Annotated in this window: 24 protein-coding genes; 6 read left to right on the top strand and 18 right to left on the bottom strand. The window is 69.1% G+C overall.

Going from position 1 to position 25,934, the window contains the following annotated elements; genetic code table 11:
* Nucleotides 1–6: 6 nt before the first annotated feature.
* Entirely contained in the window at nt 7–1,110 is a 1,104-nt protein-coding gene (locus ED92_RS12020) for a zinc-binding dehydrogenase (RefSeq protein WP_037336963.1), read from the bottom strand.
* Nucleotides 1,111–1,160: 50 nt separating this feature from the next.
* Here ED92_RS12020 and ED92_RS12025 point away from each other — a divergent pair, with 50 nt between their 5' ends.
* Nucleotides 1,161–2,540 carry an amidohydrolase gene (locus tag ED92_RS12025; RefSeq protein WP_200882695.1) on the top strand — a complete coding sequence of 460 codons (1,380 nt, stop codon included), beginning with the start codon at nt 1,161–1,163 and terminating at the stop codon, nt 2,538–2,540.
* On the opposite strand, the gene ED92_RS12030 is transcribed toward ED92_RS12025, so the two are convergent.
* On the bottom strand, nt 2,457–3,173 hold the full coding sequence (locus ED92_RS12030) for an SDR family NAD(P)-dependent oxidoreductase (RefSeq protein ID WP_081975772.1): 717 nt from the start codon (nt 3,171–3,173) through the stop codon (nt 2,457–2,459). The genes ED92_RS12025 and ED92_RS12030 overlap by 84 nt on opposite strands.
* 69 nt (nt 3,174–3,242) lie before the next feature.
* On the opposite strand from ED92_RS12030, the gene ED92_RS12035 reads away from it, so the two are divergent.
* Entirely contained in the window at nt 3,243–4,184 is a 942-nt protein-coding gene (locus tag ED92_RS12035; protein ID WP_037336968.1) for an aldo/keto reductase, read from the top strand.
* 160 nt (nt 4,185–4,344) lie between these two features.
* On the opposite strand, the gene ED92_RS12040 is transcribed toward ED92_RS12035, so the two are convergent.
* The 5 genes from ED92_RS12040 to ED92_RS12060 form a co-directional block, all read right to left on the bottom strand.
* On the bottom strand, nt 4,345–4,998 hold the full coding sequence (locus ED92_RS12040; RefSeq protein WP_052120690.1) for an alpha/beta fold hydrolase: 654 nt from the start codon (nt 4,996–4,998) through the stop codon (nt 4,345–4,347).
* A 75-nt stretch (nt 4,999–5,073) separates the two neighbouring features.
* Entirely contained in the window at nt 5,074–5,994 is a 921-nt protein-coding gene (locus ED92_RS12045) for an ABC transporter permease (RefSeq protein ID WP_037336973.1), read from the bottom strand.
* Nucleotides 5,991–6,935 (bottom strand): ABC transporter permease, encoded by a 945-nt coding sequence (locus ED92_RS12050; RefSeq protein ID WP_037336975.1) that lies wholly within the window; start codon nt 6,933–6,935, stop codon nt 5,991–5,993. Before ED92_RS12050 ends, ED92_RS12045 begins: the two co-directional genes overlap by 4 nt.
* Nucleotides 6,932–8,512 carry an ABC transporter substrate-binding protein gene (locus tag ED92_RS12055; protein ID WP_037336978.1) on the bottom strand — a complete coding sequence of 527 codons (1,581 nt, stop codon included), beginning with the start codon at nt 8,510–8,512 and terminating at the stop codon, nt 6,932–6,934. Before ED92_RS12055 ends, ED92_RS12050 begins: the two co-directional genes overlap by 4 nt.
* Nucleotides 8,509–10,269: an ABC transporter ATP-binding protein gene (locus ED92_RS12060; RefSeq protein ID WP_037336981.1), complete on the bottom strand. Its 1,761-nt coding sequence runs from the start codon at nt 10,267–10,269 to the stop codon at nt 8,509–8,511. The genes ED92_RS12055 and ED92_RS12060 overlap by 4 nt, the downstream gene beginning before the upstream one ends.
* Before the next feature lie 234 nt (nt 10,270–10,503).
* Here ED92_RS12060 and ED92_RS12065 point away from each other — a divergent pair, with 234 nt between their 5' ends.
* Together ED92_RS12065 and ED92_RS12070 are read left to right on the top strand one after the other, a co-directional pair.
* Complete coding sequence (locus tag ED92_RS12065; protein WP_037336983.1) at nt 10,504–11,490, top strand: methyltransferase dimerization domain-containing protein; 987 nt, start codon at nt 10,504–10,506, stop codon at nt 11,488–11,490.
* A complete protein-coding gene (locus tag ED92_RS12070; protein ID WP_037336986.1) occupies nt 11,487–12,422 on the top strand; it encodes an alpha/beta hydrolase in 936 nt (311 codons plus the stop codon). The genes ED92_RS12065 and ED92_RS12070 overlap by 4 nt, the downstream gene beginning before the upstream one ends.
* Nucleotides 12,423–12,491: 69 nt before the next feature.
* On the opposite strand, the gene ED92_RS12075 is transcribed toward ED92_RS12070, so the two are convergent.
* Genes ED92_RS12075 through ED92_RS12090 form a run of 4 tightly spaced genes read right to left on the bottom strand, consistent with a single transcriptional unit; the run spans nt 12,492 to nt 17,426 of the window.
* Nucleotides 12,492–13,079: a TetR/AcrR family transcriptional regulator gene (locus ED92_RS12075; protein ID WP_016333932.1), complete on the bottom strand. Its 588-nt coding sequence runs from the start codon at nt 13,077–13,079 to the stop codon at nt 12,492–12,494.
* A 41-nt stretch (nt 13,080–13,120) separates the two neighbouring features.
* Nucleotides 13,121–14,755: an amidohydrolase gene (locus ED92_RS12080; protein ID WP_037336990.1), complete on the bottom strand. Its 1,635-nt coding sequence runs from the start codon at nt 14,753–14,755 to the stop codon at nt 13,121–13,123.
* Nucleotides 14,756–14,758: 3 nt separating this feature from the next.
* The gene (locus tag ED92_RS12085; protein WP_037336994.1) at nt 14,759–15,550 is read right to left on the bottom strand and encodes a molybdenum cofactor biosynthesis F family protein; all 792 of its coding nucleotides are present in this window, start codon (nt 15,548–15,550) and stop codon (nt 14,759–14,761) included.
* Nucleotides 15,551–15,560: 10 nt separating this feature from the next.
* Nucleotides 15,561–17,426 carry a primary-amine oxidase gene (locus ED92_RS12090; protein WP_037336996.1) on the bottom strand — a complete coding sequence of 622 codons (1,866 nt, stop codon included), beginning with the start codon at nt 17,424–17,426 and terminating at the stop codon, nt 15,561–15,563.
* Nucleotides 17,427–17,540: 114 nt separating this feature from the next.
* On the opposite strand from ED92_RS12090, the gene ED92_RS12095 reads away from it, so the two are divergent.
* Nucleotides 17,541–18,260: an SDR family NAD(P)-dependent oxidoreductase gene (locus ED92_RS12095; protein ID WP_037336998.1), complete on the top strand. Its 720-nt coding sequence runs from the start codon at nt 17,541–17,543 to the stop codon at nt 18,258–18,260.
* A 14-nt stretch (nt 18,261–18,274) separates the two neighbouring features.
* Nucleotides 18,275–19,072 carry an SDR family NAD(P)-dependent oxidoreductase gene (locus tag ED92_RS12100; RefSeq protein WP_037337000.1) on the top strand — a complete coding sequence of 266 codons (798 nt, stop codon included), beginning with the start codon at nt 18,275–18,277 and terminating at the stop codon, nt 19,070–19,072.
* A 166-nt stretch (nt 19,073–19,238) separates the two neighbouring features.
* Here ED92_RS12100 and ED92_RS12105 read toward each other — a convergent pair whose 3' ends face one another.
* Genes ED92_RS12105 through ED92_RS12135 form a run of 7 tightly spaced genes read right to left on the bottom strand, consistent with a single transcriptional unit; the run spans nt 19,239 to nt 25,859 of the window.
* Nucleotides 19,239–19,934 (bottom strand): ABC transporter ATP-binding protein, encoded by a 696-nt coding sequence (locus ED92_RS12105; protein WP_037337002.1) that lies wholly within the window; start codon nt 19,932–19,934, stop codon nt 19,239–19,241.
* On the bottom strand, nt 19,931–21,634 hold the full coding sequence (locus tag ED92_RS12110) for an ATP-binding cassette domain-containing protein (RefSeq protein WP_037337005.1): 1,704 nt from the start codon (nt 21,632–21,634) through the stop codon (nt 19,931–19,933). Before ED92_RS12110 ends, ED92_RS12105 begins: the two co-directional genes overlap by 4 nt.
* Nucleotides 21,621–22,481, bottom strand: coding sequence for an inner-membrane translocator (locus ED92_RS12115; RefSeq protein WP_037337007.1), 861 nt, complete (start codon nt 22,479–22,481; stop codon nt 21,621–21,623). Before ED92_RS12115 ends, ED92_RS12110 begins: the two co-directional genes overlap by 14 nt.
* Nucleotides 22,482–22,493: 12 nt before the next feature.
* Complete coding sequence (locus tag ED92_RS12120; protein ID WP_016333941.1) at nt 22,494–23,672, bottom strand: ABC transporter substrate-binding protein; 1,179 nt, start codon at nt 23,670–23,672, stop codon at nt 22,494–22,496.
* Complete coding sequence (locus ED92_RS12125) at nt 23,669–24,061, bottom strand: nuclear transport factor 2 family protein (RefSeq protein ID WP_037337010.1); 393 nt, start codon at nt 24,059–24,061, stop codon at nt 23,669–23,671. Before ED92_RS12125 ends, ED92_RS12120 begins: the two co-directional genes overlap by 4 nt.
* A 9-nt stretch (nt 24,062–24,070) precedes the next feature.
* Complete coding sequence (locus tag ED92_RS12130) at nt 24,071–24,838, bottom strand: MoaF C-terminal domain-containing protein (RefSeq protein WP_037337013.1); 768 nt, start codon at nt 24,836–24,838, stop codon at nt 24,071–24,073.
* Nucleotides 24,839–24,878: 40 nt separating this feature from the next.
* Entirely contained in the window at nt 24,879–25,859 is a 981-nt protein-coding gene (locus ED92_RS12135; protein WP_037337016.1) for a helix-turn-helix domain-containing protein, read from the bottom strand.
* Between the last annotated feature and the right edge of the window lie 75 nt (nt 25,860–25,934).

The raw sequence follows: 25,934 nt of genomic DNA on the forward strand, positions 1-25,934 counted from the left end.
GGTCTCCTAGGGGAGGCGGGGATCGATGACGGCTTTGAGCTCGCCGAGCCGCGACATCGACTCGACACGTTGGGAGGCTTCGGAAAGACCGACCGGTTCGCTGAACAGTTCGTCCCACGGCAGCCGATCGGCGAAGGTGCGGAAGAAGTCCACCGAGCGGTGGTAGTCGGCGATGTCGCCGTTGAGCGAACCGACGACCGTGAGTTCCTTGCCCATCACCGTGCCGAGCGCCACGGGGGAGGGCACGGGGCCGGTGGAGCCGACGATCGCGATCGTGCCGCGCTGGGCGGCGAAGGCGACGGCCTCCTCGCCGATGGTCGGCCCGCCCGCGAAGTCGAAGACGTGATCGGCGCCCCGGCCATCGGTGAGTTCCTTGACCCGTTCGATGCGGTCTTCGACGGTACCGTCGACCGGGATCGTCGCCGTCGCCCCGAAACGCTCGGCGGTCTTCAGTCGGTCGCCGGGGCCGCCGATGGTGATCACGTCACCCGCGCCGGAGATCTTCGCGACCGCGGTGGCGAACACGCCCAGCGCGCCCGCTCCCTGGACCACGACCGTCGCACCGGGACGGATCCCGCCGGCGCGGGAGACGGCGCGCAGCACGGTTTTGCCCGCGCAGCCCGACATCGACGCCCAGGTGTCCTTGACGTCGCCGGGAAGCAGGAGTTTGGCCGCACCGGGCGTCACGTAGCAGTGCCGCACGAGTCCGCCGGTGGCGTACGGGAAGACGTCGGAACGCTGGAGGAATCCGTACCCGCGCTTCTCGCAGGCGACCGGTTCGCGCAAGATCGTGCAGCCGTAACACTTTCCGCAGGTCGACTCGGACCAGCCGATGCGGTCGCCCTCGGCGATCTCGCGGCCGAGGGTGTCGGTGGTACCCGGTCCGACGGCCACCACCTCGCCGACCATTTCGTGTCCCAGCACCATCGGGAGCATGCCGGGGAAGGTCATCTGGCCGGACCAGAGGTGCACGTCGGTGCCGCACAGCGTGGTGCAGGTGATCCGGACCAGCGCGGCGCCCGGTTCCGGCTCCTCGGGCAGCGGTAGTTCCCGCAAGGTGAGCGCGGAGCCGTGTTCGGTGAGCACCGCCGCTTCGGTTCTGTTGACCATCTTTTTAGTCTACAGTCGTAGGAGAAAAAGTCCAGATCCTGGAGGAAACCATGCCGTCGCAACGTATTCGTCCCGCTTCGCTCGTGGTTCGCGGCGGTCCTGTGCTCACCTTCGACCCAGCGGGCACTGTCGTACGGGCGATGGCCGTGCGAGGAGACCGGATCGTCGCCCTCGGTGACGTCGCGCTCGATCACATCGGCCCGGACACCGAGGTGATCGACCTCGCGGGGAGAACCGTTCTGCCCGGGATCAACGACTCGCACCTGCACGCGACCTGGCTCGGCGCGCGCTGGCCGGACACCCTGATCGGCGGCGCCGGATTCACTGGGGGAGAAGAGAAAGCGGTGCGGACCGCGGCCGAACGGCGGGCCGCCATCCTGCGGGCGGGCGAGCTGTGCGCGTCGCTGGGCATCACGAGCTACACCGAACCCGGTCTGGGCCCGGGCGAGACGGGCTGTTTCGGTGCCGAAGTGCTGGAGGAGTACGCGGCGCTGGCCGAGGAGGGCCTGCTGCGCGCGAGGGTGACGGCGCTGCGCTTGTTCGGCCTGCTCGACGGCGCCAGCTCGCTGGACGACTTCGAGCGGGGGCTGGCGACCCCGTCGCCGGCCGCGGATCCGTTGTGGCTCACCGTGCCCGGGGTGAAGATCTTCGCCGACGGCATCCCGCCGATGCGCTCCGCGTGGACACATCATTGCTACGCCGACGGTTCGCACGGCGCGCTCCTCGTCGACGGCGACGACGATCCGGGCCGTGCGGGCAATCTGGCCGCGATGATCCGGCTCGCCCATGACGCCGGGATGACGGTCGCCGTGCACGCCACGGGGGATCGCAGCATCGAGGTCGCGCTCGGATCGCTTCGCCGCGGCGATCATCTGGTGCACGGCGATCTGGTGACGCCGGATCAGCTGGCGCGGATGGCTTCGGCGGGGGTGGGCCTCACCACGCAGCCCGCGATCGCGGTGGCGATGCGGGGAATGCTGACGGACGCGCTCGGTGCCGAGGTCGGCGCCCGCGCCTGGCCGCTGGCGGAAATGCTCGCGTCGGGTGTTCCGCTGACGCTGAGCAGCGACGCGCCCGTGGTGACCCCCGACTGGCGGGTGCACATCGCGGCGGCGGCCGGGATGCTGGCCGCGTCCGAAGTGGACGCCGGGCTGATGACCCGGCTGCTGCGCTGCTACACGGTCGCGGCCGCCGAGCAGGACGGCGCGGCGGACTGGAAGGGATCGCTGACGGTCGGCCGTGTCGCGGACTTCTGCGTGCTGGCGGCGAATCCGCTCGAGATCGCGTTCGCGGACCTGCCGGACGTCGGTGTGGAACTCACCGTGTCCGGCGGCCGCGTCGTGTACTCAGGTGAGCAGTTGGCCGCCGTCGACCTGGAGGCTCACCCCGGTGAGATGGCCGGCGTCGGCGGAGGCGAGGAACAGGACTGACGGCACCACGTCGGCGACGGAAGCGATGGTTCCCAAAGGAATCCTCGCTTCCCACGCCGCGCGGGCGGCGGTGTCGGCGGCGAATCCGGCGGTCATCGGCGTGAGCACCGGTCCGGGGGCGACGGCGTTGACCCGGATGCCGTGCGGCGCCAGTTCGAGCGCGGCCGAGCGGGTGAGCGCCTCGACGGCGGCCTTGGTGGCCTCGTAGTGGCCGAGCCCCGGGGTCGGCTGCCGGGCGCCGATGGAGGTGATGTTGACGATGGTGCCGCGGGTGCCCGTCTCGACCATTTGCGCGCCGACCGCGCGGGTCATCAGGAAGGTGCCGCGGAAGTTCACCCGCATGCACAGATCGAAGACGCCGATGTCCAGTCCCACCAACGGTCCGCCGCCACCGGCGAGACCGGCGTTGTTGACCAGGACCTCGACCGGGCCGAAGCGATCGGTGACGAGCGCCAGCGCCGCGTCGACCGATCCGGGGTCGGAGATGTCGAGTTCGACGTGCTCCGCGCCGAGTTCGGCGGCGAGGTCGTGGGCCGCCCGGGTGTCGACGTCGGCGATGACCACGCGGTCGCCCGCGGACTGGAAGGCTTCGGCGACTCCGCGGCCGATGCCACTGGCACCGCCGGTCACCACAACGAGTCTCTTGTTCATTCTACGATCGTAGACTAAAACTTGTTTCCGTTGCCAGCGAAAGGAAAACTCGTGGACGAGAAGCGGAACGGACTGGGCTTCGCCACTTCGGCGCTGAGCCTGGGATCCTGGAACACGTGGGACCGCATGGACTTCGACGACGCGGTACGCCTGATCCGGCACGCCGTCGATTCCGGGGTCACACTGTTCGACGTGGCCCACTACGACATGGGGCCGCATGCCGAACAGTCGCGCACGGATCTCCTGTTCGGCGAGGCGGTCCGCGCCGCCGGGATCAAGCGTGACGAGTACCAGCTGTGCGGAAAACTCTGGCTGTGGGACTACCCGAATACCGGATTCGCCAAGCAACTCGAGACGTCATTCGACCGCGTCGGTGTCGAGCGTGCGGAAGCCGTCGTGGTCGGCGACTACTTCGAGCGGCCGGACATCCCGCGCATCGTCACCGAGGTGGCCGAACAGATCCGCCTCGGCCGTTTCGACGTCTGGGGCGTGAACAACTGGCGCGCCGCGGATCTCGACCTGGCGCTGGAATTCGCCGCGAGTGAAGGGCTTCCGGCGCCTCGTTTCGCCCAGCTGAAGTACAGCATCGCACGGCGGTCGATGGCAGAAGGTTCCTTCTACGGCAAGCATTTCGAGGCCGGCCGGTTGACCTTGCAGGCGTCGGACGTGTTCGAGGGCGGGGTGCTGCTCGGGAAGACCCCGTCACGGAAGATCGGGGCGGATCCCGGTGAGATCCGAGAGTCGATCCGCGCCGACGCCGCGCGTGTCGCCGCTGTCGCCGGGGACTTCGGGGTGAGTTCGTCGCAGCTGGCTGTCGCGTTCTGTCTCGCGTACGAGCCGGTGGTGAACGTGTTGTTCGGGGTGAGCCGGATGGCTCAGCTGGAGGACAATCTGGGCGCTGTCGCGTTGGCCGCTTCTCGTGGTGCGGAGGTGCGGGCGGCTCTGGAGGATCTTTGGTTGGACCGCTCGGTCGCCGCGGATGGGACGTTCTGACGTCGGGAGATGTTGCGAAAGCCACTTTCGCAACCTTCAACGTCCCGAAAGTGGCTTTCGTAACCGACGGGGCGGCCCGCACCACGCTCCAGATGTCATGAAAGGGCCGTTCAGGACGAAAGATGTCCTGAACGACCCTTTCATGACACAAGCGCAATCCTCAGCCGAGGAAATCGAGCACGGCCGCCTTGAACTCCCCGCTACGCAAGGCCCCGCCGTGATCCCCGGGCACCCGCACGAGATCCGCGCCCGGCACCAGCTCCACCAGCGTCTCGATACCCTGACTCACCGGATCCTCCACCCCCGCCACGAACCGGGTGGGCACGGCCACCGCACCGAGAACCGGCGCGAAAGGCTCGGCGCGCAGATCCTCGATGCACCGCGCGAGCGCCGCGGGATTCCGTCCTGGCGCGGTGATCATATGCGCGATCATCCCGGTCAGCGGATCCGACGGAGCCTTGCCGCCACCGGCGAAGGCCAGCGCGGCAGCCACATCGACGGCGCCGAACGGTTCGAACGGGCTCACTCCCGCGAGCACGAGCCGCCGCACCGGAGCCTGGGTGGGCAGCTCCCAGGCCAGCCGCGCGCCCAGCGAGTACCCGACGACGTCCACTTCGGACAGATCGGCGACGAGCCGCGACAGTTCCGCGGTGATCGCGACGGCACCGAGCGAACCCGCGGGGGCCGGGCTGGAGCCGTGCGCGGGAAGGTCCGGTATCACCACCTCGCGGCCCGCGGCGGTGAGCGCGGCGGGCCATCCGGTGGTGATCCAGTCGGTGTGCCCGTCGGAGGCGAATCCGTGCACCAGGAGCACCGGCGGTCCCGAGACGGTTTCGGGGGCGAATCGGCGCACGGCCAGGGAAGTAGTGGCAGACAACGGGATCCTTTCTCAGCTGCCGGAGGGGCGTCGGGTGCGCAGGCGCTGCATCTCGCTCAGCGTCCGCGCGCGGGCGTCGACGGCGATCCGCAGCGACGATCCGATGAGGTTCAGCAGGAAGACGCACACCATGATCGTCACGCCGGGCACGATCACCAGCCACGGCGCCTGCACCAGGTACGACCGGCCTTCGGCGATCATGTTGCCCCAGGTCGGGGTCGGGGGAGCGATGCCGAGGCCGAGGAAGCTCATCGCCCCGTCGACCAGCATCGCCGCGGCGGACAGGATCACCACCTGCACCAGCGCGAGCGGCAGCACGTTCGGGAACACGTGCACGACGAGGATCTTCCACCGGCTCATCCCCGAAACCCGCGCCGCGCCGATGTAGGCGCGGCCGGCGATGCCGAGCACGCGGCTGCGGATCACGCGGGCGGTGAACGGCGTGAAGATCACCGTCAGCGCGATCAATTCGGTCCAGATGCTCGCACCGAGCGAGATCGCCAGCGCCATCGCGAGGATGATCGCCGGGAACGACATCCAGGCGTCCATCACCCGCATCAGCACCGCGTCGGCCGCCCGGAAGAACCCGCTGATCAGCCCGATCACCAGGCCGGTGAAGGCCGCGCACAGGGTGATCAGGGCGGACAGCCCGAGCGACGCCCGCCCGCCGGAGACCAAGCGGGCGAGCACGTCGCGGCCGAACGAGTCCGTGCCGAGGGGGTGTGCGGCCGACGGTGGCAGCAGCCGGTTCACCGGGTCGGTCGCGCTGACGCTCGGCAGGAAGAACGGCAGCACGATCACGGCCAGGACGATCACCGCCAGCAACGCGGTGGTGATCACCAGCATCCGGTTGCGCCGGAACACCTTGGCCGCGCGGCCGGACGAGGGCTTCTCGCGCACCGGCGACGTCTTTTCCGCTAGAGCGACGCTCACGAGACACGCACCTTCGGGTCGAGCAGTGCGTACGACAGGTCCACCAGCAGGTTGACCAGTACGAACAGCACCGCGACGAACAGCGTCACACCCTGGATCAGCGGGAAGTCGCGGGTGGACACCGCGCCCATCAGCAGATGGCCGAGCCCCGGCACGACGAAGATGGACTCGATGATCACGATGCCGCCGACCAGCATGGCGAAGTTGCTACCCAGCTGGGTGATCAGCGGCATCAGCGCGTTCGGCAGGACGTGTTTGGTCATCACCTGCCGCTCCGACAGCCCCTTGACCCGCGCGGTGCGCAGATACGCCAGCGGCAGCTCGCCGAGCAGGCTTTCCCGCAGGGTGAGCACGAACAACGCGGTCTGCCCGATGACCAGCACGGTCAGCGGCAGCACCAGCGCGGGCACCGCCGTCGCCGGATCGGTGAACAGGTTCTCGTAGCCGCTGGAGGGGAACCAGCGCAGGGTCACCGAGAAGACGAGCACGAGCATCAGCGAGATCCAGAAGTCCGGCATCGCCATGCCGAGCGCGGACAGCCGGTCCAGCGCCCGCGCCACCGGGTTGCGCGGCGACACCGCCTGCCACGAGGTGATCGCGACCGAGAGGAAGAAGCTGATCACCGTCGAGAGCACGGCCAGCGTGAGCGTCGGCAGGATGTGGTCGGCGACCACGCCGAGCACCGGGGCGTGATAGGTGATCGACGTGCTGAAGTCGCCGTGCAGCACGTTCCCGGCCCACGTGAGGTACTGCTCCCACAAGGGCCCGTTCAGTCCCATGCTCTCCCGCAGGGCGTCCACATCGGACGGTCGTGCGGTCGGGCCGAGGATGGCCTGGGCCGGATCGCCGGGGATCAGCCGGATGACGAAGAACATCATCGTCCCGACGATCACCAGGATGATCACCAGATCGCGCAGCCTGCGCAGCAGCAGACCGGTCATGACGCCAGCCAGGTGTTCCAGAAGACGCGGTAGAAGTCGCCGTAGCCCTTGAGCTTGGGGGAGTAGGCCGCGTACAGCCTGGACTGGCTCAGGGTGATCACCGAAAGCTGCTTCCAGGTGAACGCCTGCAGCTTGTCCACCACCGCCTTCGCCTGCTCAGGCGTGGTCGAGGCGTTGAACTCCGCCATGAGCCCGTCCAGCTCGGGCGAGGTCGAACCGTTCAGCGTGCCCAGGGTCAGCGCTGGCATCTGGGCGGGCGAGGTCAGCGCCGAGTCGAAAAACAGCGTGGTGATGTCCCAGCCACCCGGCTCCTTGGTCAGCGTGCCGAGCATGGTGGCGAAGTCGAAGGTGTCGATCTTGGTGTTGATGCCGATCTTCGACAGGCTGTCCTGGATCAGCACGGCCCACTTGCCGAACTCCGGGTACGAGTTCGTGGTGACGATGCGGATGGTCGCGCCGGCGGTGATCCCCGCCGAGGCCAGCAGCTGCTTGGCCTTCTCCGGGTCGTGCGCCTTGTAGACCTCTTCGCCCGCGGTGGAATAGAACTGCTTGTTGTCCGGCGAGGCGAAGGCGCCGGTTTCGACGGTGAGGTCCTTGCTGCCGCCGGTGGCCGCGTTGATCGCGGGCTTGTCCAGCAGCAGGTTCAGCGCCTCGCGGGCACGGGGGTCGGCGAACTTCGAACCGGTGTTGAAGTTCGGGATCACCACGTTGTCGTTGCCGCCGGGCAGGTTGTGCACGACCACGGCCGGGTTGTTGCGCAGCGGCTCGTACTGGTCGTTCGTGGGCATGATGTGGTCCCACTGGCCGGTCTGCAGGCCGTTGATCAGCGCGTCCTGGTCGGAAACCACCTTGTAGGTCACGGTGTCGAGGTACGCGTGCTTGGCGCCCGCCTGCCCGCCCCAGTCCTCTTCGGACCGCGACTTGTAGCCGGTGTACCGCTCCAGCACCAGTTCACGCCCGATGTCCCAGCTCTTCAGCTTGTACGGGCCGGTCCCGATCGCCTTGTCCTGGGCGAACCCGGTCGGTGCGACACCGGTGAGGTTCTTCGCCTCGTAGATCTCCGTGCCCGCGCCGGCGAGTTCGTTGATCAGCGGGTATCGCGGTTGCTTGAGCTTGATGGTCACCGTCGCCGGGTCGGTCGGCGTGATCGCCTCGATGTCCGGCGTGACCAGCTGACCGGTGCGGTGCACCTGCTGCCACCGCTTCAGGCTCGCCACGACGTCCTCGGACGTCAGCGGGTTGCCGTCGTGGAAGGTGACGCCCTGGCGGAGTTTGAAGGTGTAGGTGAGCCTGTCCGGGCTGGTGGTGTAGTCCTCGACCAGCATGGGCCGCGAGGTGAAATTCCGGTCCACCTCGAACAGCTTCTCGTACATCATGTTGCCGATATGCGCGGTCACCTGGCCGGGGTTCGCGACCATGTCGAGCGACTGCGGATCGGTGGGCACGGCCACGTTGAGGTTGCCGCCGGGTTTCGGGGGCCCGTCGGCGGCGCCACCGCCCGCCTGCCCTCCCATACACGAGCCGATCAGCAGGGCGGTCGCCAGGCCGAGGGCGGCCGAGGTCAGGGTTCGTCTCATGGGTTCCGCACTCCAGTGTGGGGGTGGGCGGGCAGTTCGGGATTCGCCGCGAGGAGACGGCGGGTGTACTCGTGCCGGGCGTGGAGCCGGATCTCGTCCGGTTCGCCGATTTCGATCAGTTCGCCCCGGTACATCACGCCGACCCGGTCGGCGACCGACAGCACCAGGCTGAGGTTGTGCGTGATGAACAGGAAGCTGAGCGCGCGGGTGCGACGCAGGTCCAGCAACAGGTTCATCACCTGTCCCTGCACCGAGACGTCGAGCGCGGAGGTCGGCTCGTCGGCGACGATGAGGTCGGGTTCGGCCGCGATCGCGCGGGCGATCGAGACGCGCTGCCGTTGTCCGCCGGAGAGCTGCGATGGCAGCTTCTTCGCGGTGTCGGAGGGAAGCCCGACCTCGTCGATCAATTCGGTGACGCGGCGGTCGAGTTCCGCGCCGCGGAGACCGGTGAGCTCCCGCAGCGGCTCGGCGATGATCCTGGCGGCGGTGTGCCGGGGATCGAGCGAGCTCTGCGGATCCTGGAAGATGAGTTGCGCGCGACGACGGAACGCGCGCTCGTCGCCTTCGAGACCGGTCGGCGTGCACCGGTGCTCACCGAAGGCGATGGTGCCCGCGGTCGGGGTTTCCAGCGCGCTCACCAGACGGCCGAGCGTGGTCTTGCCCGAACCGGATTCCCCGACCAGGCCGAAGAACTCCCCCGGCGCGATCTCCAGCGAGACGTCCTTGACCGCGTGCACCTCGGGCTCGCGGCTCAGCGAGAACCGGCCGCGCCGTCCGTACACTTTGGACACCGAGTCGATGACGAGCGCGGTGCCCTCGTCCGTCTCCCTGGCCTGCGGGCGGCTCAAGGACCTGGTCTCGGTCGCGACCGCCGACTCGCCGTTCATCGCGGCTTCGAGCAGTGCCTCGGAGATGGTGGGGAAGCCGTCGCGTCTGCTCACGCCGAGCTGCGGGACGCAGTCGAGCAACGCCTTGGTGTAGGGATGCTTCGGCGAGTGCAGAATGTCCTCTGTGGACCCGAGTTCGACCAGTTCGCCCCGGTACATCACCGCGATCCGGTCCGCGACCTGCGCGGCCACGCCCATGTCGTGCGTGATGAAGACGCACGCGGTGCCGTGGTCGCGGCGGACGCGGTCGAACAGGGTGAGGATCTCCGCCTGCGTGGTCACGTCGAGCGCCGTGGTCGGCTCGTCGGCGATCAGCAGGCTCGGGTCGGCCATCAGGGCGAGCGCGATCATCACGCGCTGTTGCATCCCGCCCGACATCTGGTGCGGGTACAGGGAAAGCACGCGGTCGGTGTCGGTGAGGCCGACCTCCTTCAAGAGGCCTCGGGCCTTCGCCTCGGCCTCGCGGTGCAACGGCGTTCCCTTGCGCGCGGCTTGACGCGGCAGGGAGCCGGGCTTCCGGTAGGCCTCGATCAGCTGCTTGCCGACCCGTTGACTGGGATTGAGCGAATCCAGCGCCTCCTGGAAGATCATGCCGATCCGCGGGCCGCGGTACGCGCGCATCTCGTCGGCGGACAGCCGCGTGAGATCGACGCCGTCGACGCTGATCTCGCCGCGGGTGAACACCGGCGCGACGAACTCCAGCAACCGGATGATCGACAAGGCCGTCACCGTTTTACCGCTGCCGGATTCGCCGACCACGCAGAGTGTCCGGCCTTGGTCGAGATCGAACGAAAGTTCGCGGACCAGTTCGCGTTCGGTTTCGTCGGCGATCACACCGACGGTGAGTTCTCGTAATTCGAGCAGGGTCATGAATCCCCTTTCCCGAGCCCGCCCGGAGCGGACCGCACTGCCGGGGAACGGACCTCCGGCGGGGGTAGTTCTACGCATGTTGACACTGGGGGAGTGCGCTGTCAATGGGTATATTCTACGAATGTAGGAAGTTGATATCCGGCAGGTTTTTCCTGGTGGTGGGCGAAAACTTGCACTGGATTCTTTTGTCTACGTCTGTAGACTCTCGGCGGAAACGAGCTAAGGAGGGCACCCGTGAGCGGGTCGACCAAGACTGCCGGTCCCGAGCGGATCGTGGACATCGCCGTGGGCTACATGGCGGCCAAGCAACTCTTCGCGGCGAGCCGGATCGGCCTGTTCACCGCGCTCGCCGGCGGGCCGCTGTCGGCCGCGGAACTGGCGGAGAAGACCGGCAAACCGGAGAAGATCACCCGCATCCTCGGTGACGCCATGTCATCACTCGGTCTGCTGTCCCGTGTGGACGGACGCTACGCACTGGCCGCCGACGCCGCGGCGTACCTCGGTGGTGGGGATCTCGATCTGGCGCCGTTCCTCACGTTCCTGGACTCGATCAGCTATCCGCATTGGCTGCAGTTCGGCCACACGGCCGACAGCGGCGAGCCGGGCAAGCTGGAGATGGACGACGCGCGCTGGGGCACGTTCATGGCGGGCGTCATGACGTACAACGCCCTGCACGCCAAGATGCTGGCCGGCGCGTACGATTTCGGCTCCCATCGCACGGCGCTGGACCTCGGTGGTCTGTCGAGCGCGTTCGCCGTCGAAGCCATGAAGACCAACGACGAACTCCACACGACGTTCGTCTTCGATCCGGGCTTCACCGAGTCGGTCACCACCGCGGCGGCCGAGGCGGGTCTCGCGGATCGCGCGACCGTCATCGGGGCGGAGACACCCACCGCGCGTCCCGAGGGCGAATTCGACCTGGTGATGGTCAACCACGTCGTCCACCGTTTCGACGCCGAGCAGAACGCCGGGATCCTGCGCAACGCCCGCGCCGCCGCCGCGCCCGGGGCGACGTTGCTGCTGCTCGACTTCTTCCTCGACGACGACGCCGTCCAGCGGCCGATCGACGCGTTGCACGCGGGGGAGTACCTGGTGATCGACGGGACGGTCGTCTACCCGGAGGCCGAGGTCCGTGGCTGGCTGGACGAGGCGGGCTGGCGGGTCACCGACCGGCTCGCGCTGCCGGGCAGCCCGCGGGTGCTCGTCGCGGAAGCGGTGTGACCGTGACCCTCGATCCCGCGGTCAAGGAACTGCTGGCCCGTAGCGCTCCCTCGGAGGCTCCGGCGGGGCCGCTCACGGCTCCCGAGTTGCGCGCCGCGTTCGCCGCTTCGTGGCGACGTCCCGATTCGGTCGAAGAGGTCGCTTCGGTGAGCGACCACGTCCTGCCTTCCGGTGTGCGGGTGCGGATCTATCTGCCGGAGGCCACGGCGCCGGTGCCCGCGTTCGTCTGGATCCACGGCGGCGGGTGGACGATCGGGTCGATCGACGAGAACGAGGTCGCGTCGCGGGCGGTGTGCAACGCGGCCGGGGTCGCCGTCGTCGCGGTCGACTATCGGCTCGCGCCCGAGCATCCGTACCCGGCGGCCCCGGACGACTGCTACGCCGTCGTCGAGTGGCTCGCCGCGGGCGGCGCCGGTCCTTCGGTGGACGGGGCGCGGATCGCCGTCGGCGGCGAAAGCGCGGGCGGCAACCTGTCGACGGTGGTGTCGATGATGTCCCGCGACCGGGGCGGGCCGGCGTTGGCCGCGCAGGTGCTGATCTGCCCGGTCTTCGGGCATCCGGACGACGGGTTCCGGTCCTATGTGGACTTCGCCGAGGGTTTCGGCATGACCGCGGGGGCGATGCGGTTCTTCTTCGAGCAGTACGTGTCGGATCCGGCGCAGCTGAACGATCCGTACCTGCTGCCGTTGCGCGCCGACGACCTGACCGGGCTCCCGCCGGCGTTGGTGCTCACGGCGGAGTACGACGTCCTGCGGGACGAAGGGGAGGAGTTCGCGCGGCGCCTGACCGATGCCGGCACCCAGGTGGAGATGACGCGCTATTCGGGCCAGATCCACGGCTTCTACGGTCTCTACACGGATCTTCCCGCGTCGCCGCGCTCGCACCGGCACGTGGCGAGCTTCCTGACCCGGACCTTCGACCGCCGCGTTTAGTCCTCTGAATGCGCCTGTTCGCCCTACGTACTACCGCATTCAGAGGACTAAATGCGGTAGTACGTAGGGTCAGGGGCGGGTCAGGCGCGCGAAGAACGACTCCAGGTGTTGCCGCTGCAGGGCGATCGTCGAGAACTCCCCGGCGACCAGGCTCATCACGTTCGCCCCGGCGTTGATCAGCACGACCTCGTCGACGAGCTGCTCGTCGGGCGTTTCGGTGACGATGTCGCCGTCCTCCCGGCCCTCGGTGAGATACCGGTGCAGCAGGCCCCGCCACGAGCGGATGTGCTCGAGGTACTTGTCCTGCAGTTTCGGGTTGGTCAGCGACAGCTGCCAGAAGGTGAGCAGGACGCGCCCCGCGGCGATGCGGTCCTCGTCGATGGGCATCGACGAGACGCACAGCTCGCGGAGCGCGGTCAGCCCGCGCAACTCGTCCAGCTCCACGTACTCGCGCATCATGCCGAGCGCGCGTTCGTAGGTGGCCTGGATGATGTCTTCCTTGCTTGGGAAGTAGAGCTTGAGCGCGCCGTTGGCGAAGCCGGCGGCCGCCGCGATCTCGCGCATGGTGGCGGCCTCGATCCCGCCCTGGGTGATCAAATCCCAGGTGACGTCGACGATATGGCTGCGCCGCTCGTCGTGGTCGATGATCTTCGGCATCGGCAGACCTCCCGCACTGGTTCTTCTACCAGTGTAGGAGATCAGGCCTCGTGATACACGCGGTGCCCGGCGAACCACGTTTGCGTCACCTTTGTCTTGACGAGCGCAGACGGATCGGTCTTGAACGGATCGCGGTCCAGTACGACGAAATCCGCCGACTTCCCGGGGACCAGCGAGCCGGTGACGTCGCCCAGCCCCATCGCCCGGGCGGCGGCCAGGGTGAAGACCTCGATCGCCTCGGCGAGGGTGATCGCCTGCTCGGGCCACAGCGCGCCGGGGAACGTGCCGGTCGGATCCTGGCGCGTGACCAGGCCGTGGATGCCTTCCCACGCGTTCGGCGACTCGCTGACCGGCCAGTCCGAACCGCCGGCCACCAGCGCGCCCTCGTCCAGCAACGACCGGTTCGGCTGCATCCGCCCGGCCCGCTCGCCGGGCAGCACCTCGGCGATCGCCGCCGGGATGACGCCGGGAACCCACAGGAACGGCGAGATGTCGGCGGCGACCCCCAACGCGGCGAAGCGGGGGAGATCGTCGGGGTGGACGAACTGGCCGTGCGCGACCTGGAACCGCGCGTCGGCGAAGCCCTCGGCACGCACCTTCTCGACGGCGTCGAGCGTCGCGCGCACCGACGCGTCCCCGGTGCAGTGCACCTTCGCCGACAGCCCCGCCGCGGCCGCCGTGCGCAGCCAGCCCACGAGTTCGTCACCCGGCATGGTGGTGGCGCCGTGGTGGCAGGCTCCGTGCGCGGCGTCCGGCAGGTACGGCTCCAGGAAGGCCGCGGTCCGCGTCGGCGGGACCCCGTCGAGGAAGATCTTCACGAAGTCCGGCCGGTGGTGTTCGCTCCGGTACTGCCCGGCGACCTCCAGCAGCGGTGCCCCGATCGGGTCGAAACCGAAGATCGGGTCGTTGATCAGCAGCGACGAGACGACCCACGCGTGCAGTTCGCCCGCGTCGTCGAGCGACTTCAGCGCCCGCAGGATGTCCGCGGAGACGCCGGCGTCCTGGAACGCGGTGACCCCGTACGAATGCAGGGTGCCGATCCCGTGCCGCGACGCCGCCACATGCTGCTCGGCGGTGAGCGTCCGGGTCTCGCTGAGCGCCCGCTCGACGGCGACGCCCGCCGCTTCGAGCAGGACACCGACGGGTTCGCCCGTGGCGGGATCACGGACGATCTCCCCACCCGCCGGGTCGGGTGTCGACGCGGTGACCCCTGCGAGTTCCAAGGCCCGGCTGCTCACCCAGCGGTTGTGCCTGCTGTCGTCCGAAAGCATGACCGGACGCCCGCCGGCGGCCTCGTCGAGCGCGTGGCGGGCCGAAGTCCGCGACAGCGTGCCGACCAGGGTGGACGCCCAAGCGCCGCCGACCACCCACTCGTCCGGCCCGAGCCCCGCGGCCCGCCACCGGACCGCGGCGAGGATGTCGTCCAGGCCCGCGTCGAGGCCGAAGTTCAGCTCGAACAGCGCCGCGCGCCCGGCAAGGGCGTGATGGTTGTGCACGTCGACCAGGCCGGGCATCACGAACGCGCCGCCGAGGTCGACGACCTCGGTGCTCGGCCCGCGTTCGATGTCCTCCAGCGACAGCACCTTGCCGTCCTTGATCGCCAGTGACGACGCCCAGGGGCGATGACCGTCCACTGTGTACACCGTGGCGTTGGTGAGGACGATGTCGGCGGTCAAGGCTCAGCTCCCGGCCGGGTCGTACGCCTCGGGGTGCACGGTCGTGCTGAGCAGCTTGCCGTGCGCGCCGAAGGTGAAGTGGGTCGGAGTGCTCCCGCTGGCGTCCAGTCCGAAAAGGACACCGTGCGAGCGCAGCCGCTTCGCGTCCCGGTGGTCGGCGACGGTCACCGACGCGCACGGGATCACCTTCTCCCGCCAGGCGAAGACGTAGATGCCCGGACGCAGCTCGTAGACCGAGTTCTCGTCGGTGTCCGCGAGCCCGCGCTCCGGTCCGGCCAGACACTGCCACGTGTACCAGTGCGGGCTGAGGTACACGTGCTCGTACGCGTGCTCGGTGCTGTACACCCACAGCACCCGGCGCCCGACCAGCGACGTGGTCGGGGCGAGCGGCTCCCCGGCGGGCTCGATGCCGCCGATCGTGGCGGCCACGAAGGACTGCGTGACGCGGGGCGAGGTGTCGCCGATCTTGCTCAGCACCAGCAGCGCCCGGCCGCGGCGCAGGTCGAGCAGCAGGGTGAAGGCCTCCTCCTGCCGTGCCTGCGGGTGGAACTGGACGTAGTACAGGTCGTCGTCGACCAGGAACGTCTCGCAGCGGTCGGTGCCCTTGCCGTGGTAGGCCCAGTCGATCCGGGTGCCGGAGAAGGCGGCGGTGAACGTGGTGCCGTCTTCGCAGGCGAGTTCGAACGAGCGGCCGTGCAGGTCGCCGACCGTGGGCGCCTTGTTCGCGTCGAAGCCGGGGGCGAGTCCGTCCAGCGGCAGCCAGGTGGACGTGTCGGACAGGGTCAGTTCGGGCATCGAAGAAGTCCTAGTGCTCGTGGGCGGAACAGTGATCAGCGGAGGCGCCGGAAGGCAGGTCGAGGGCCGGGTTTCGGTCCAGGAAGCCGTAGGGGCGCAAGGAGAAACCGGAGTAGTCGACCGGCATGACCGGCCAGTCCTCCGGACGCGGGATGTGGGTCGGGCCGAACACGTGCCACAGCACGAGATCGGTGTCGGTGAGGTCGCGGTCGGCGGCGGTCCAGGCGGGCAGCCCCGCGCCGCCCGGATGCGCGTTCGGGCGGTCGCCCGCCGGGAAGCGTTCGTCGGCGCGGTACGGCGTCGCCCACAGGTGACGGGTGGCGAACGTCGCCCGCTGGTGGACGGTCGATTCCGGCTGCGCCATCAAGGTCGCGGACGGCCGCGGCACGAGCTGGTACGCCGTGGGGGAGCCGAGGCGGTTGGTCCGCTCCGAGCTGCGGATCTCCCACACGCGTGCCTTGGCCGGATCCGCGAACCGCTGCGCCTCCTGTTCGGTCCGCAGCGGGGTTTCCTTCCAGGTGAACGCGTTCCCGTACGGGTTCTGCTCGCCCATGGGGACGCGTTCGACGTCGACCTCGACGAGCGAGTTGCGTTCGCCGTCGATCGCCACGTCGAGCCGCGCGCAGAACAGGTGCTGGTGCACCGGCGCGAACAGGCCGGGCGCGATTTCGTTGGCGTGCGGGTGATCCGTGCCGGGATGCGCGGCGCCGGCGAACACGATGCCGGTGGCCTTCGCCTCCAGTTCCACGGTGCCGTCGAGGTAGAGGTACCAGAAGAAGCCGTAGTCGTAGTTGCCGATGGTGGAGATCGACGAGATCACCAGCCGCCGCGAGCGGCGGACCTCGGCGCGGCCGTCGAGATCCGTGTGCTTCCACAGGATCCCGTAGTCCTCCTCGTGCATGCAGATCGCGCGCGGGATCTCGACCGGGTGGCCGTGGTCGTCGGCGACGAACGCGGGGAAGTAGTGGATGACGCCGAGGCAGTCGCAGCCCAGCCGCAGGTCGTTGCCGTTCTTGCCGAGCAGGTACTCGCCCGCGTCGAAGTAGCTGATCCAGAACCGGCCGGGCGCGGTGTCGCCGTAGGGCACCACCATCTCCGGTACCGACGCGCGGTGCAGCACCGACCGGCCCTGGAAGCCGATTTCGTGCAGTGTCAAGCCTTCGCGGGCGTTGAAGCCGACGCGGAGTTTCCAGCCCTCCCAGGTGACCTCGTTGCCGTCGACGGTGAAGCTCGGACCCTCCGGCTGGGTGATCTCGATCGGCTTGAGCGTGGTCCTGGCCGGGACGTCGCCGTAGCGGCCGTGCTCCGGCGGCACGGGCACGTCGCCCTCGTCCTCGACGCGGATGACCCGCTGCTCGGTCAGGTTGATGTGGACGATCAGGCCTTCCACCGGATGCGCCCACGGGCTGTCGGACGCGTCGTCACGCAGGAAGGTCAGCGAGCGGATGACCCGGCCGGTCTCGTCCGGCCTGCCGAAGAACCCGGGCGCCAGTGGGGCGCAGAAGGCGTGTTCGATCCGGTCGGCGAGCCCGCGTCGTTCCATGGCGGCCTGCCATTCCGGCGACGCCTTGGTGATCGACGCGGCGAGGTCGTACTCCTCGAACAGGTACGCGGGCTGGCCGGGACCGCAGTCCTCGGTGGAGACCACTTCGCGTTTCGCCAGCGAGACGACCACGTCGCGGGCCTCACCGGTCGCGGTGTCCAGCAGCGTGTACCGGACGCGGCGATCGGGGGCGGCGTCGCCCTTCTCCGGCTCCACCGGCAGCACGGCCGGGAACCGCGTGGTGGCGGTGAGCAGGCCTTCGGCGGTCAGGATCGCTCGGCCTGCGGAGAGTTCGTCGGCGGTCAGCGGGTCGAGTGGATGCGGCCTGGTCATGCTTCGCAGTCTTGCCGGTCCGTCCCCGGCTGGAAAGACCGTCATGCGGCTGCCGACAAGAAGGATGCACTGACGGCCAAGCTCCGTGAAAGGTCCGGACCGGAGGATGACGGCATGGGACTGGATCTCGCGGGCAAGGCCGTGCTGGTGACCGGCGCGGCATCCGGTATCGGCCTTGCCTGCGTCCAGGCATTCCTCGCCGAGGGCGCGCGGGTCGGCGCCCTCGACCGGGCACCCGTGCCCACCCTGGCCGACGGTCTCCTGGGGCTCGAGGCCGACGTGACCGACGAGCCGTCGGTGGCCGCCGCGATCGACACCGTGGCGAGCCGCTTCGGTGGGCTCGACGTCGTCGTCGGCTGCGCCGGGATCTCCGGTCCGGTCGGGACGCCGGTCACGGAGACCTCCGCCGCGGACTTCGCCGCGCTCTTGGCCGTCAACGTCACCGGCCAGTTCCTGCTGGTCAAGCACGCCGCGCCCTGGCTCACCGCGTCGGGTGGCTCGGTCGTGCTGCTGGCCAGCGACTCGGCGTTCACCAGCGCGCCCGGCATGGTCCCGTACTGCGCGTCGAAAGGGGCCGTGGTCGCGATGACCAGGGCTCTCGCGGTCGATCTCCCCGGCGTCCGGGTGAACTGCGTGTGCCCGTCGGTGGTCGACACCCCGATGGCGCGCGGCGATCTCGGCGAGGTGCTCGACGATCCCGCGTTCCCGGTGCAGGCTCCGGAAGAAGTCGCCTGGCAGGTGCTCCATCTCGCGTCCGCGCGTTCGCGGGCGGTCAACGGCCAGGCCGTGCTCGCCGACTTCGGCGTCTCGGCCCGCTCCGGTTTTCCCGCTTAGAAAGGACTCCGCAAGTGAAGAAGGTTGTCGCGATCACGGGTGGCGGTACCGGAATCGGCGCCGCTGTCGCCCGCCGGTACGCCGACGAGGGCGCCCAGGTGGTGGTGCTCGGACGGCGGCTCGAACCGTTGGAGAAGGTGGCGGCGGAAACCGGCGCGCACGTCATCTCGTGCGACGCCAGCGATCGCGAAGCCGCCGAGAACGCCGTGGCGGAGATCGTCGGCAAGTTCGGCAGGCTGGACGTCGTGGTGGCCAACGCCGGCGGGCACGGGCTGTCCTCGGTGGTCGACACCGGTGACGAGGAATGGGAACTGGCGCTGCGCTCGAACCTGTCGAGTGCCTTCGTGTTCTGCCGGGCCACGCTGCCGTCGCTGATCGAAACCGGCGGCCAGGTCGTCGTCGTGTCGTCGCTGGCCGGCCTGTTCGCCGGGCCGAACGTCGCCGGCTACACCGTCGCGAAGCACGCGCTGATCGGGCTGACGCGCTCGATCGCGCGCGACTACGGGCCGAAGGGCGTCCGTGCGAACGCGGTCTGCCCCGGCTGGGTGCGCACGCCGATGGCGGACGGCGAGATGGACCAGTTCGCGGAGGCCGCGGGCTTCGACGGCGGGCACGCCGAGGGCTACCGGCGCGTCACCGCCGAGGTCCCGCTGCGCCGTCCCGCCGAACCGGAGGAGATCGCGTCGATCGTGCGGTTCCTGGGGTCTTCGGAGTCGTCGTACATCACCGGTGCGGTGATCGTGGCGGACGGCGGTGCGCATGCGGTGGATCTGCCGACGCTGGCTTTCGAACGGGCGGGGATGGGTTCTTAGCGGGGTTTTGCGCGTGAAGGCCTCCTTCCCTCGGCTCAGCCGAGGGAAGGAGGCCTTCACGCGCGTGGGGTGGGTGAACGCCCGGTACCGGATGTCATGAAAGGGCCGTTCAGGACGAAATGTGTCCTGAACGGCCCTTTCATGACATCCGGGCAGCCGCGAACGGTCAGGATTCCCCGAGGTAGGCCGAATGCAGGGTGCCGGGCGAGTCCAGCAGCCCCTGCGCCGGACCCGCATAAGTGACCCGCCCCGAAGACACCACCAAGGCGTCGCTCGCCACGCCGAGGGCCAGATGCGTGAACTGCTCGACCAGCAGGATCGCCGCGCCCTCCTCGGCGAACCGGGTCACCATCGGCAGCAGCCGGGTGAACACCACGGGCGCGAGGCCCAGCGACATCTCGTCGATCAGCAGGAACGACGGCCGAGCGGCGAACGCGCGGGCCAGCACCACCATCTGCTGTTCGCCGCCGCTGAGCAGCGCGGCCGGCGAGTCGCGGCGTTTCTCCAGTTCGGGGAACGCCTCGATCAGTTCGTCCGCCCGCGCGCGGGTGCGCGCGGTCAGCATCAGGTTCTCCAGCACCGTCAGGCCGCCGAACACCGCACGACCTTGCTCGATATGCGCCAGACCCCGCCGCGCGCGGGCCACCCGGGACTGTTTCGTGATCTCGTCGGATCCGATGTGGACGGTCCCCGACGCGGCGGGCACCACGCCGGAGACGGCCTCCAGCAGGCTGGTCTTCCCGGCACCGTTGGGGCCGACGAGCGCGGTGATCCGGCCCGGCTCCAGGGTCAGGTCGACGTCGCGGATCACCGGCCCCGCACCGCGGGTGACCGTCAGCCCCGCTATCCGCAAAGCGTTCACAGCATCTCCGTTTCACCCATGTACGCCTTGAGCACGGCGGGATCGGCGAGCACTTCGGCCTGCGGGCCGGAGGCGAGCACCCGGCCGAAATCGAGGACGGTGATCGTGTCGCAGACCGAGCGCACCAGGTCCAGATCGTGCTCGATGAGCAGGACCGAAACCCCGAACCGCGCGGGAACCTGCCGCAGCCGTTCCCCGAACGCGACGTGCTCCTCGTGCGGAAGGCCCGCGGCGGGCTCGTCGAGCAGCAGGACACGCGGCCGGGCCAGCAGATGCCCGACGACCTCGACCAGCCTGCGCGCGCCGACGTCCACTTGAGACAGTGGGGTGCGGGCGGTGGGGCAGCCGAAGAAATCCAGCGCGTCACCGATCTCGTCGGCGGTGAGCCGCCGCCTGGCGAGGAACTTCAGGTACGCCCCGACCGTCAGTCCCGGCGGGACGCGGTCCTGCTGGAACGTCCGGCGCAGCCCGGCGCGGGCCCGGTTCGACGGCGATCCGGTCAGCGGACGGCCACCGAGTTCGACGGCGCCCTCGGCGTTCGGCAGGAATCCGCTGATCGCGTCGACCAGCGTCGACTTGCCCGCGCCGTTCGGCCCGATGACGCCGAGCACGCCGTGCTCCGGCACCGAGATGTCCACTGAGGACAGTGCGGCGACGTGCCCGAAGTTCACGCTCAGGCCGCGGACGGTCAGCACCGGCGGGCCGGGGGAGACCGGTTCGACGTCGCCCGCGCCGGCGGCGAGATCGAGTTTCGCCGGTTCCTTTTTGGACCTTCGGTACCAGACCTGCCGCACCGTGGTGCCCAGGTTCCCGCCACTGGCCAGCGCCTGGACCCCGAGCACGCCGAACACCACGAAACCCCAGTCCTGCGGGATTCCCCAGCGTTTGAGCAGTTCCGGCACCCCGACCCACAGGATCGCGCCGAACACGGCCATGTCGATCAGATGCGCGCCCGACATGATCGCCAGCACGTACAGCGCCAGTGACTGGATCGCGGTGAAACTGGCCGGGAAGGCGATGCCGACCTGTCCGGTGAGCAGGCCGCCGCTGATCCCGCCGAGGGTGGCGCTCACGGCGAACGCGGTCAGCTTCGACGTCCGCACGCTCGTCCCGGCGGCCGCCGTGCCGCGTTCGGAGAACGCAACCGCCTGCCAGGCGCTGCCCCAGCGCCCGCGGCGCAGGAAGTACACGGCGAGGCAGCACAGCACCAGGACCACGACGGCGAGCTGGAAGTACGACCGGTCGTCGGAGAAGGCTTCCGGTCGTTCGACCGAGATCCCGGCGGACACACCGGGGAACTGCAACTGGACGAGCGCGAGGTCCGCCGCCGCGGCGAGCCCCAGCGTGACGACGGCGAGGTTGATCCCACGCAGCCGCAACGCCGGGAGCCCGACGAGCACCCCGACCGCCCCGGCGGCGAGACCGCCCAGCACCAGCCAGGTGAGGAATCCGCCGGGTGCCTGCGCCTCGTTCAACGCCGACACCGTCCAGGCACCGACGGCGCCGAAGGTCAGCTGGCACAGGGAGATCATGCCCGCGCTGCCGGTGACCACGCCCAGCCCGAGCAACGAGATCCCGGCGACGACGGCGCTCATGCCGAGGTAGACGAAATACCCGTCGAGCCCGACGCTCAGGCCGTACCCGACCGCGATCGCCACGATGGCGACCACGAACGGGATCCCGCGTTCAGCGAGCCGCATCCCACACCTCCTTGCGCTGCGACCACAGCAGCAGCGCGACGATCACTGCGAACGGCAGGAAGTACCGCACCACCGAAAGGCCGTCGACCTGCGCGGCCGCGCCCTGGATCAGGCCGAGGCCGAGGCCGCCCGCGACGGCGAGGTCGAGACGGCGGAATCCGCCGAGCAGGGCCGCCGCGGCCGCGGGGACCACCAGCATCGCCAGCGACGTCGCGTCGTTGGACTGCGACGGCGCCACGATCGAGATGACCAGCGTGCTGACCACCCCGGTGACCGCCCAGACCGCGACGCTGAGCCGTTTCGCCGGGATGCCCAGCAGTTCCGCCGTCGTCGGGCGTTCCGACAGCGCCCTGAGCTGGACACCGGCGGGCGTCCGGCTCAGCACGATTCGGCTGGCCACCGCCACCAGCACCGCCAGCGCGACGGTGACCACGGTGACCTGGCTGATCACCACGCCGCCGACGGTGACCGCCGGACCGTCCAGGATCGGGTGGAACGGCTGCGGTTTGTTGCCGAACAGGATGAACGACAACGAGATCAGCAGGAGCAGCACCGCCACGGTGACCGCCGAGCGGGTGCCGGTGTCCGCCTCGGCGAGCCAGGTGGACACGATCCAGCCCAGCAGCGCGCTGAGCAGCCCGCCGAGCAGGATCCCCGCGCCGGTGGCGAGCCATATCGGCAGGCCGAGATCGACGGACAGGAACACCGCCACGTAGCAACCGAACATCCCGGTGGCCGACTGGGCGAAGTTCACCACCCGCACCAGGCGCGACATCAGCGTCAGGCACACCGCCAACACCGCGTACAGTCCGCCGGCGGCCAGGCCTGCCAGCGCTCCCTGCAGCATCGAATCCTCCCGTTACTTCTTCGGAATCCGCAGCCAGTCGTTCGCGACGAGCTCCCATTTGTTGGTGCCGGACGCGAGTTTGATCGGCCAGCCCGCGGTGTTGTCGTGATGCGTCTGGCCGGGGCCGAAGACGTACGGCGTGCCGACCATCGGATCGGTGATCGGTTTCATCTCGCGCAGGGCCTTGGTCACCGATTCACGGGTGATGTCGCCCTGGATGCCGCGGACGACGTCGAGGAAGTACTTCGCCGCCAGATAACCGCCCTGGCTGAACGAGGTCAGCGGGATGTTGTTCTTGGTCATCAGCTCGCGCCAGTCCTTGTTCTGCGGGCTGGTCGCGTCGGTGAACGGGTAGAACTCGGCCGGTACGTACACCCCGGCACCGGCGTTGGTGATGGCCTTGGCGTAGTTCTCGCTGTAGACGCTGGTGAGCAGCAGCCACGTGACGTCGTTCCAGCCCTGCGCCGCGGCGGCCTTCAGCTGCCCGATGGAATCCGGTTCGACCGGGTTCACCGTGATCGCCTTGCAGCCCGCGTTGCGCGCCTTGACGATGTAGGAGGTGTAGTCGGAACCGCCGTAGGGCACGGTCGCGTCGAGGTACTTGAGCTTCTTGCCGGTGATGGCCGACCATTCGTCGATCGCCGCCTGGTAGGACGGCAGCGTGTTGCCCGCGATCTCCAGCAGCGCGCAGATGTCGTTCAGCTTCAGCGTTTCCGAGCCGTAGAGCAGGGTCAGCGTCATGTCGTGGTACGGGCCGACGTTGACCGGGGCGATGTTCGGGCTGGAGAAACACGCCGGGTCCACGCCGATGCCCTGCATGGACAGGATCTTCTGCTGTTCGTAGTACTTGTTGTTGATCTCGCACTCGATGAGGCTGGACGAGCCGACGAGCGCCACCGCCTCGTCGCGTCCGACGACCTCGCGGGCCGCGGCCGCCGCGGCCGCCGGGTCACCCTTGTCGTCGAGGGCCTTGTACTGGATCTGCCTGCCGTTCACGCCGCCGCTCGCGTTGGCCGCGTCGAAAACCGCCTTGGCCGCTTGCGAGGCCTCGGGGAACGTCGCCGCGCCGCTCAGCGCGTTGACCGAACCGACCACGATCGGCCCGCTCGCACCGCTGTCGGATCCGGCGCACCCGGCCGTCGCGAGCAGGACGGCCGAGGCGAGGGCGACGAGGCGCCGCGCGGGTTTCACCGGTTCTCCATGGCTTCGACCACGGGCACCGAGTCGACGATCTGCTCGAACGAGGTGACCTTGCCGCCGTCGAACCGCCACACGTGCGCGACACGGGCGGTGAACGAGCGGCCGGTCTCGCGGTGCTTGGCCTGGTAGGTCCCGAGACCGATCACCGTGTCACCGGCGTCGAGAAGGTCGCCGAGGGTGAAGGTGTAGCCGTCCCAGTCCTTCGCGATGGCGCCGAAGACGTTGTCCCGCACCTCTTCCGGGCCGGTGTACGTGCCGGCGTAAGGGAAACCGGCCGCCTCCGTCCAGGTGGTCTCCGGGCCGAGCGGGGCCAGCATGCCCGCCAGATCGCCCCGGTCGCTCGCGGCGTAGTGCGCGGCGATGATGTCTAGATTGGACACTGAGACTCCTTAAACCGGTTGCGCGTCGGGATAGGCGACGGCGCCGAGTGGGTAGATGTGCCCGCCCGCGCGGGAGTGTTCCGACCGGCCGTCGCCGGTCAGGCCGAGGAAGACGCCGGTGGTCTTCAGCGCGTAGCCGAGGTCGTGCAACCACACGCTGGCCACGGCGATGCGGAATTCGCGGAAGCAGAACAGGTAGAGCCCGTCCTGGAACTTCCACACCGTCGACAGGTCCATGTCCCCGTGGCCGCGCTGCACGCCTTCGAGGCATTGCCAGGCATAGCGTTGCGAGGACACGTACACGTGCTCGTAGAGGTGTTCCGGGCTGTAGCGGTAGACGTTGCGCTTGCCGATCAGGTCGCGCGACGGGCCGGGGACCTCGCCGGACGGCGTGCCCGCGTCGGTCGTGCCGGACCAGAACGTCTGGGAGACACGGGGAACGCCTTCGACATCCTCGGCACCGATGACCGAGCGCACGGCGAGCGCGCGGTGCGTCGTGGTGGAGAAGACGACGGTGAGCGCTTCCCCTTCGACGCTGGTGTGTGGGAGATTGACGAAGAAGACGTCTTCCCGGACGGCGACCGCGTCGTACGGATCCTTGATGCCGTTGCAGGTGACGGTTTCAGCGTCTTCGAACCGCAGCGCGAGCGTCTTCCCGTCGTCGAGCGTGACGGTGAGCTCGCGTCCCGACAGGTCCGCGTTCGGCAGGCGGTAGGTGGCTATTCCGGCGGCGAACTCGTCATAGGTACGCCACTGTTCCTCGGGTGCTTCGGGCATGCGGTCATCGTCGAGGCGACCGCCCGGGAAGGGCCAGCTGTCACGCGCTGGGCGGCAACAACCGATCGCTCACGGTCAAGCCGCGTCGCAGTTCGCTCGGCGAGCAGCCGAATTCCGTCTTGAACACCCGGCTGAAATGCGGCGCGTCGACGAAACCCCACTTCGCCGCGATGGCCGCGACGGGCCGCGAAGTGTGCACGGGGTCGAGCAATTCACGGCGGCAGTGTTCGAGGCGGCGGGTGCGGATCCAGCCCGAGACGGTGGTGCCCTGCTCGTGGAAGAGGCCGTGCAGATGCCGGGTGGAGATGTAGTGCTCGGCGGCGATCTGCGCCGGACCCAGGTCGGTGGAGGAGAGGTTCGCGTCGATGTAGGCGAGGACCCGGCGCATCAGTTCGTGATGCGGCCCGGCGCTCGTGCGGGCGAGGTCGAGCTCGCTGGCGAACAGGGTGGCGAGCAGATCGACCGCGGTATGCGCGAGCCGGACGCCCGCCGGCCCGCCGAGCTGGTCGAGATTGCTGCCGAGCTGCGCGAGGAAGGGCACCACCACGTTGCCCATGCCCCGCTTGCCCGACATCGGCACCGCGGTCAGCTGGCCGACCAGGTCGCGGGGGAGATCGATGAGCCGCTGCGGGAACATCACCACGAGCGTGCGGAAATCCTCTTCGAACGCGAGGGTGTACGGCCGGTGCGTGTCGTACAACGCCACGTCGCCGGGACGCAGCATCGCCTCGCGGTTGTCCTGCACGAGCAGGCCGGTGCCGGACAGGATCAGGCTCAGTTTGTAGTAGTGCCTGTCCGCCCTCGCGATGAGCTCGGGGGTCCGCTCGACCACGTGCGCCGACGCGGTCACCTCGGTCAGCTGCACGTCGTCGGCTCCGCACGAACGGATGCGGCCGCGGAAGTGGTCGCGGTGCTCGCTCGTCACGTGCAGCGGCACGAAGGATTGTGACACCACCGTGCGGAAATCGGTGAAATCTCGCGCGACCGTGGTGGTGGTCGGGTCGGCGGTGGCGGTGGTCACGGGGGTCACCTCGCAGCATCGGGGGGTGAATTTCATATACGATAAGCGATACGATGCTGCCGGGCAATGATCGCG

It is taken from the genome of Amycolatopsis sp. MJM2582, from assembly GCF_000754115.1.
GTDB lineage: Bacteria > Actinomycetota > Actinomycetes > Mycobacteriales > Pseudonocardiaceae > Amycolatopsis > Amycolatopsis japonica.

What these genes read in the sequence shown, in the direction of transcription:
- ED92_RS12050 (WP_037336975.1), bottom strand. Translation starts at nt 6,935, where the DNA reads ATGACCGGTCTGCTGCTGCGCAGGCTGCGCGATCTGGTGATCATCCTG.
- ED92_RS12020 (WP_037336963.1), bottom strand. Translation starts at nt 1,110, where the DNA reads ATGGTCAACAGAACCGAAGCGGCGGTGCTCACCGAACACGGCTCCGCG.
- ED92_RS12090 (WP_037336996.1), bottom strand. Translation starts at nt 17,426, where the DNA reads ATGACCAGGCCGCATCCACTCGACCCGCTGACCGCCGACGAACTCTCC.
- ED92_RS12060 (WP_037336981.1), bottom strand. Translation starts at nt 10,269, where the DNA reads ATGACCCTGCTCGAATTACGAGAACTCACCGTCGGTGTGATCGCCGAC.
- ED92_RS12075 (WP_016333932.1), bottom strand. Translation starts at nt 13,079, where the DNA reads ATGCCGAAGATCATCGACCACGACGAGCGGCGCAGCCATATCGTCGAC.
- ED92_RS12115 (WP_037337007.1), bottom strand. Translation starts at nt 22,481, where the DNA reads ATGCTGCAGGGAGCGCTGGCAGGCCTGGCCGCCGGCGGACTGTACGCG.
- ED92_RS12130 (WP_037337013.1), bottom strand. Translation starts at nt 24,838, where the DNA reads ATGCCCGAAGCACCCGAGGAACAGTGGCGTACCTATGACGAGTTCGCC.
- ED92_RS12055 (WP_037336978.1), bottom strand. Translation starts at nt 8,512, where the DNA reads ATGAGACGAACCCTGACCTCGGCCGCCCTCGGCCTGGCGACCGCCCTG.
- ED92_RS12025 (WP_200882695.1), top strand. Translation starts at nt 1,161, where the DNA reads ATGCCGTCGCAACGTATTCGTCCCGCTTCGCTCGTGGTTCGCGGCGGT.
- ED92_RS12085 (WP_037336994.1), bottom strand. Translation starts at nt 15,550, where the DNA reads ATGCCCGAACTGACCCTGTCCGACACGTCCACCTGGCTGCCGCTGGAC.
- ED92_RS12095 (WP_037336998.1), top strand. Translation starts at nt 17,541, where the DNA reads ATGGGACTGGATCTCGCGGGCAAGGCCGTGCTGGTGACCGGCGCGGCA.
- ED92_RS12110 (WP_037337005.1), bottom strand. Translation starts at nt 21,634, where the DNA reads ATGCGGCTCGCTGAACGCGGGATCCCGTTCGTGGTCGCCATCGTGGCG.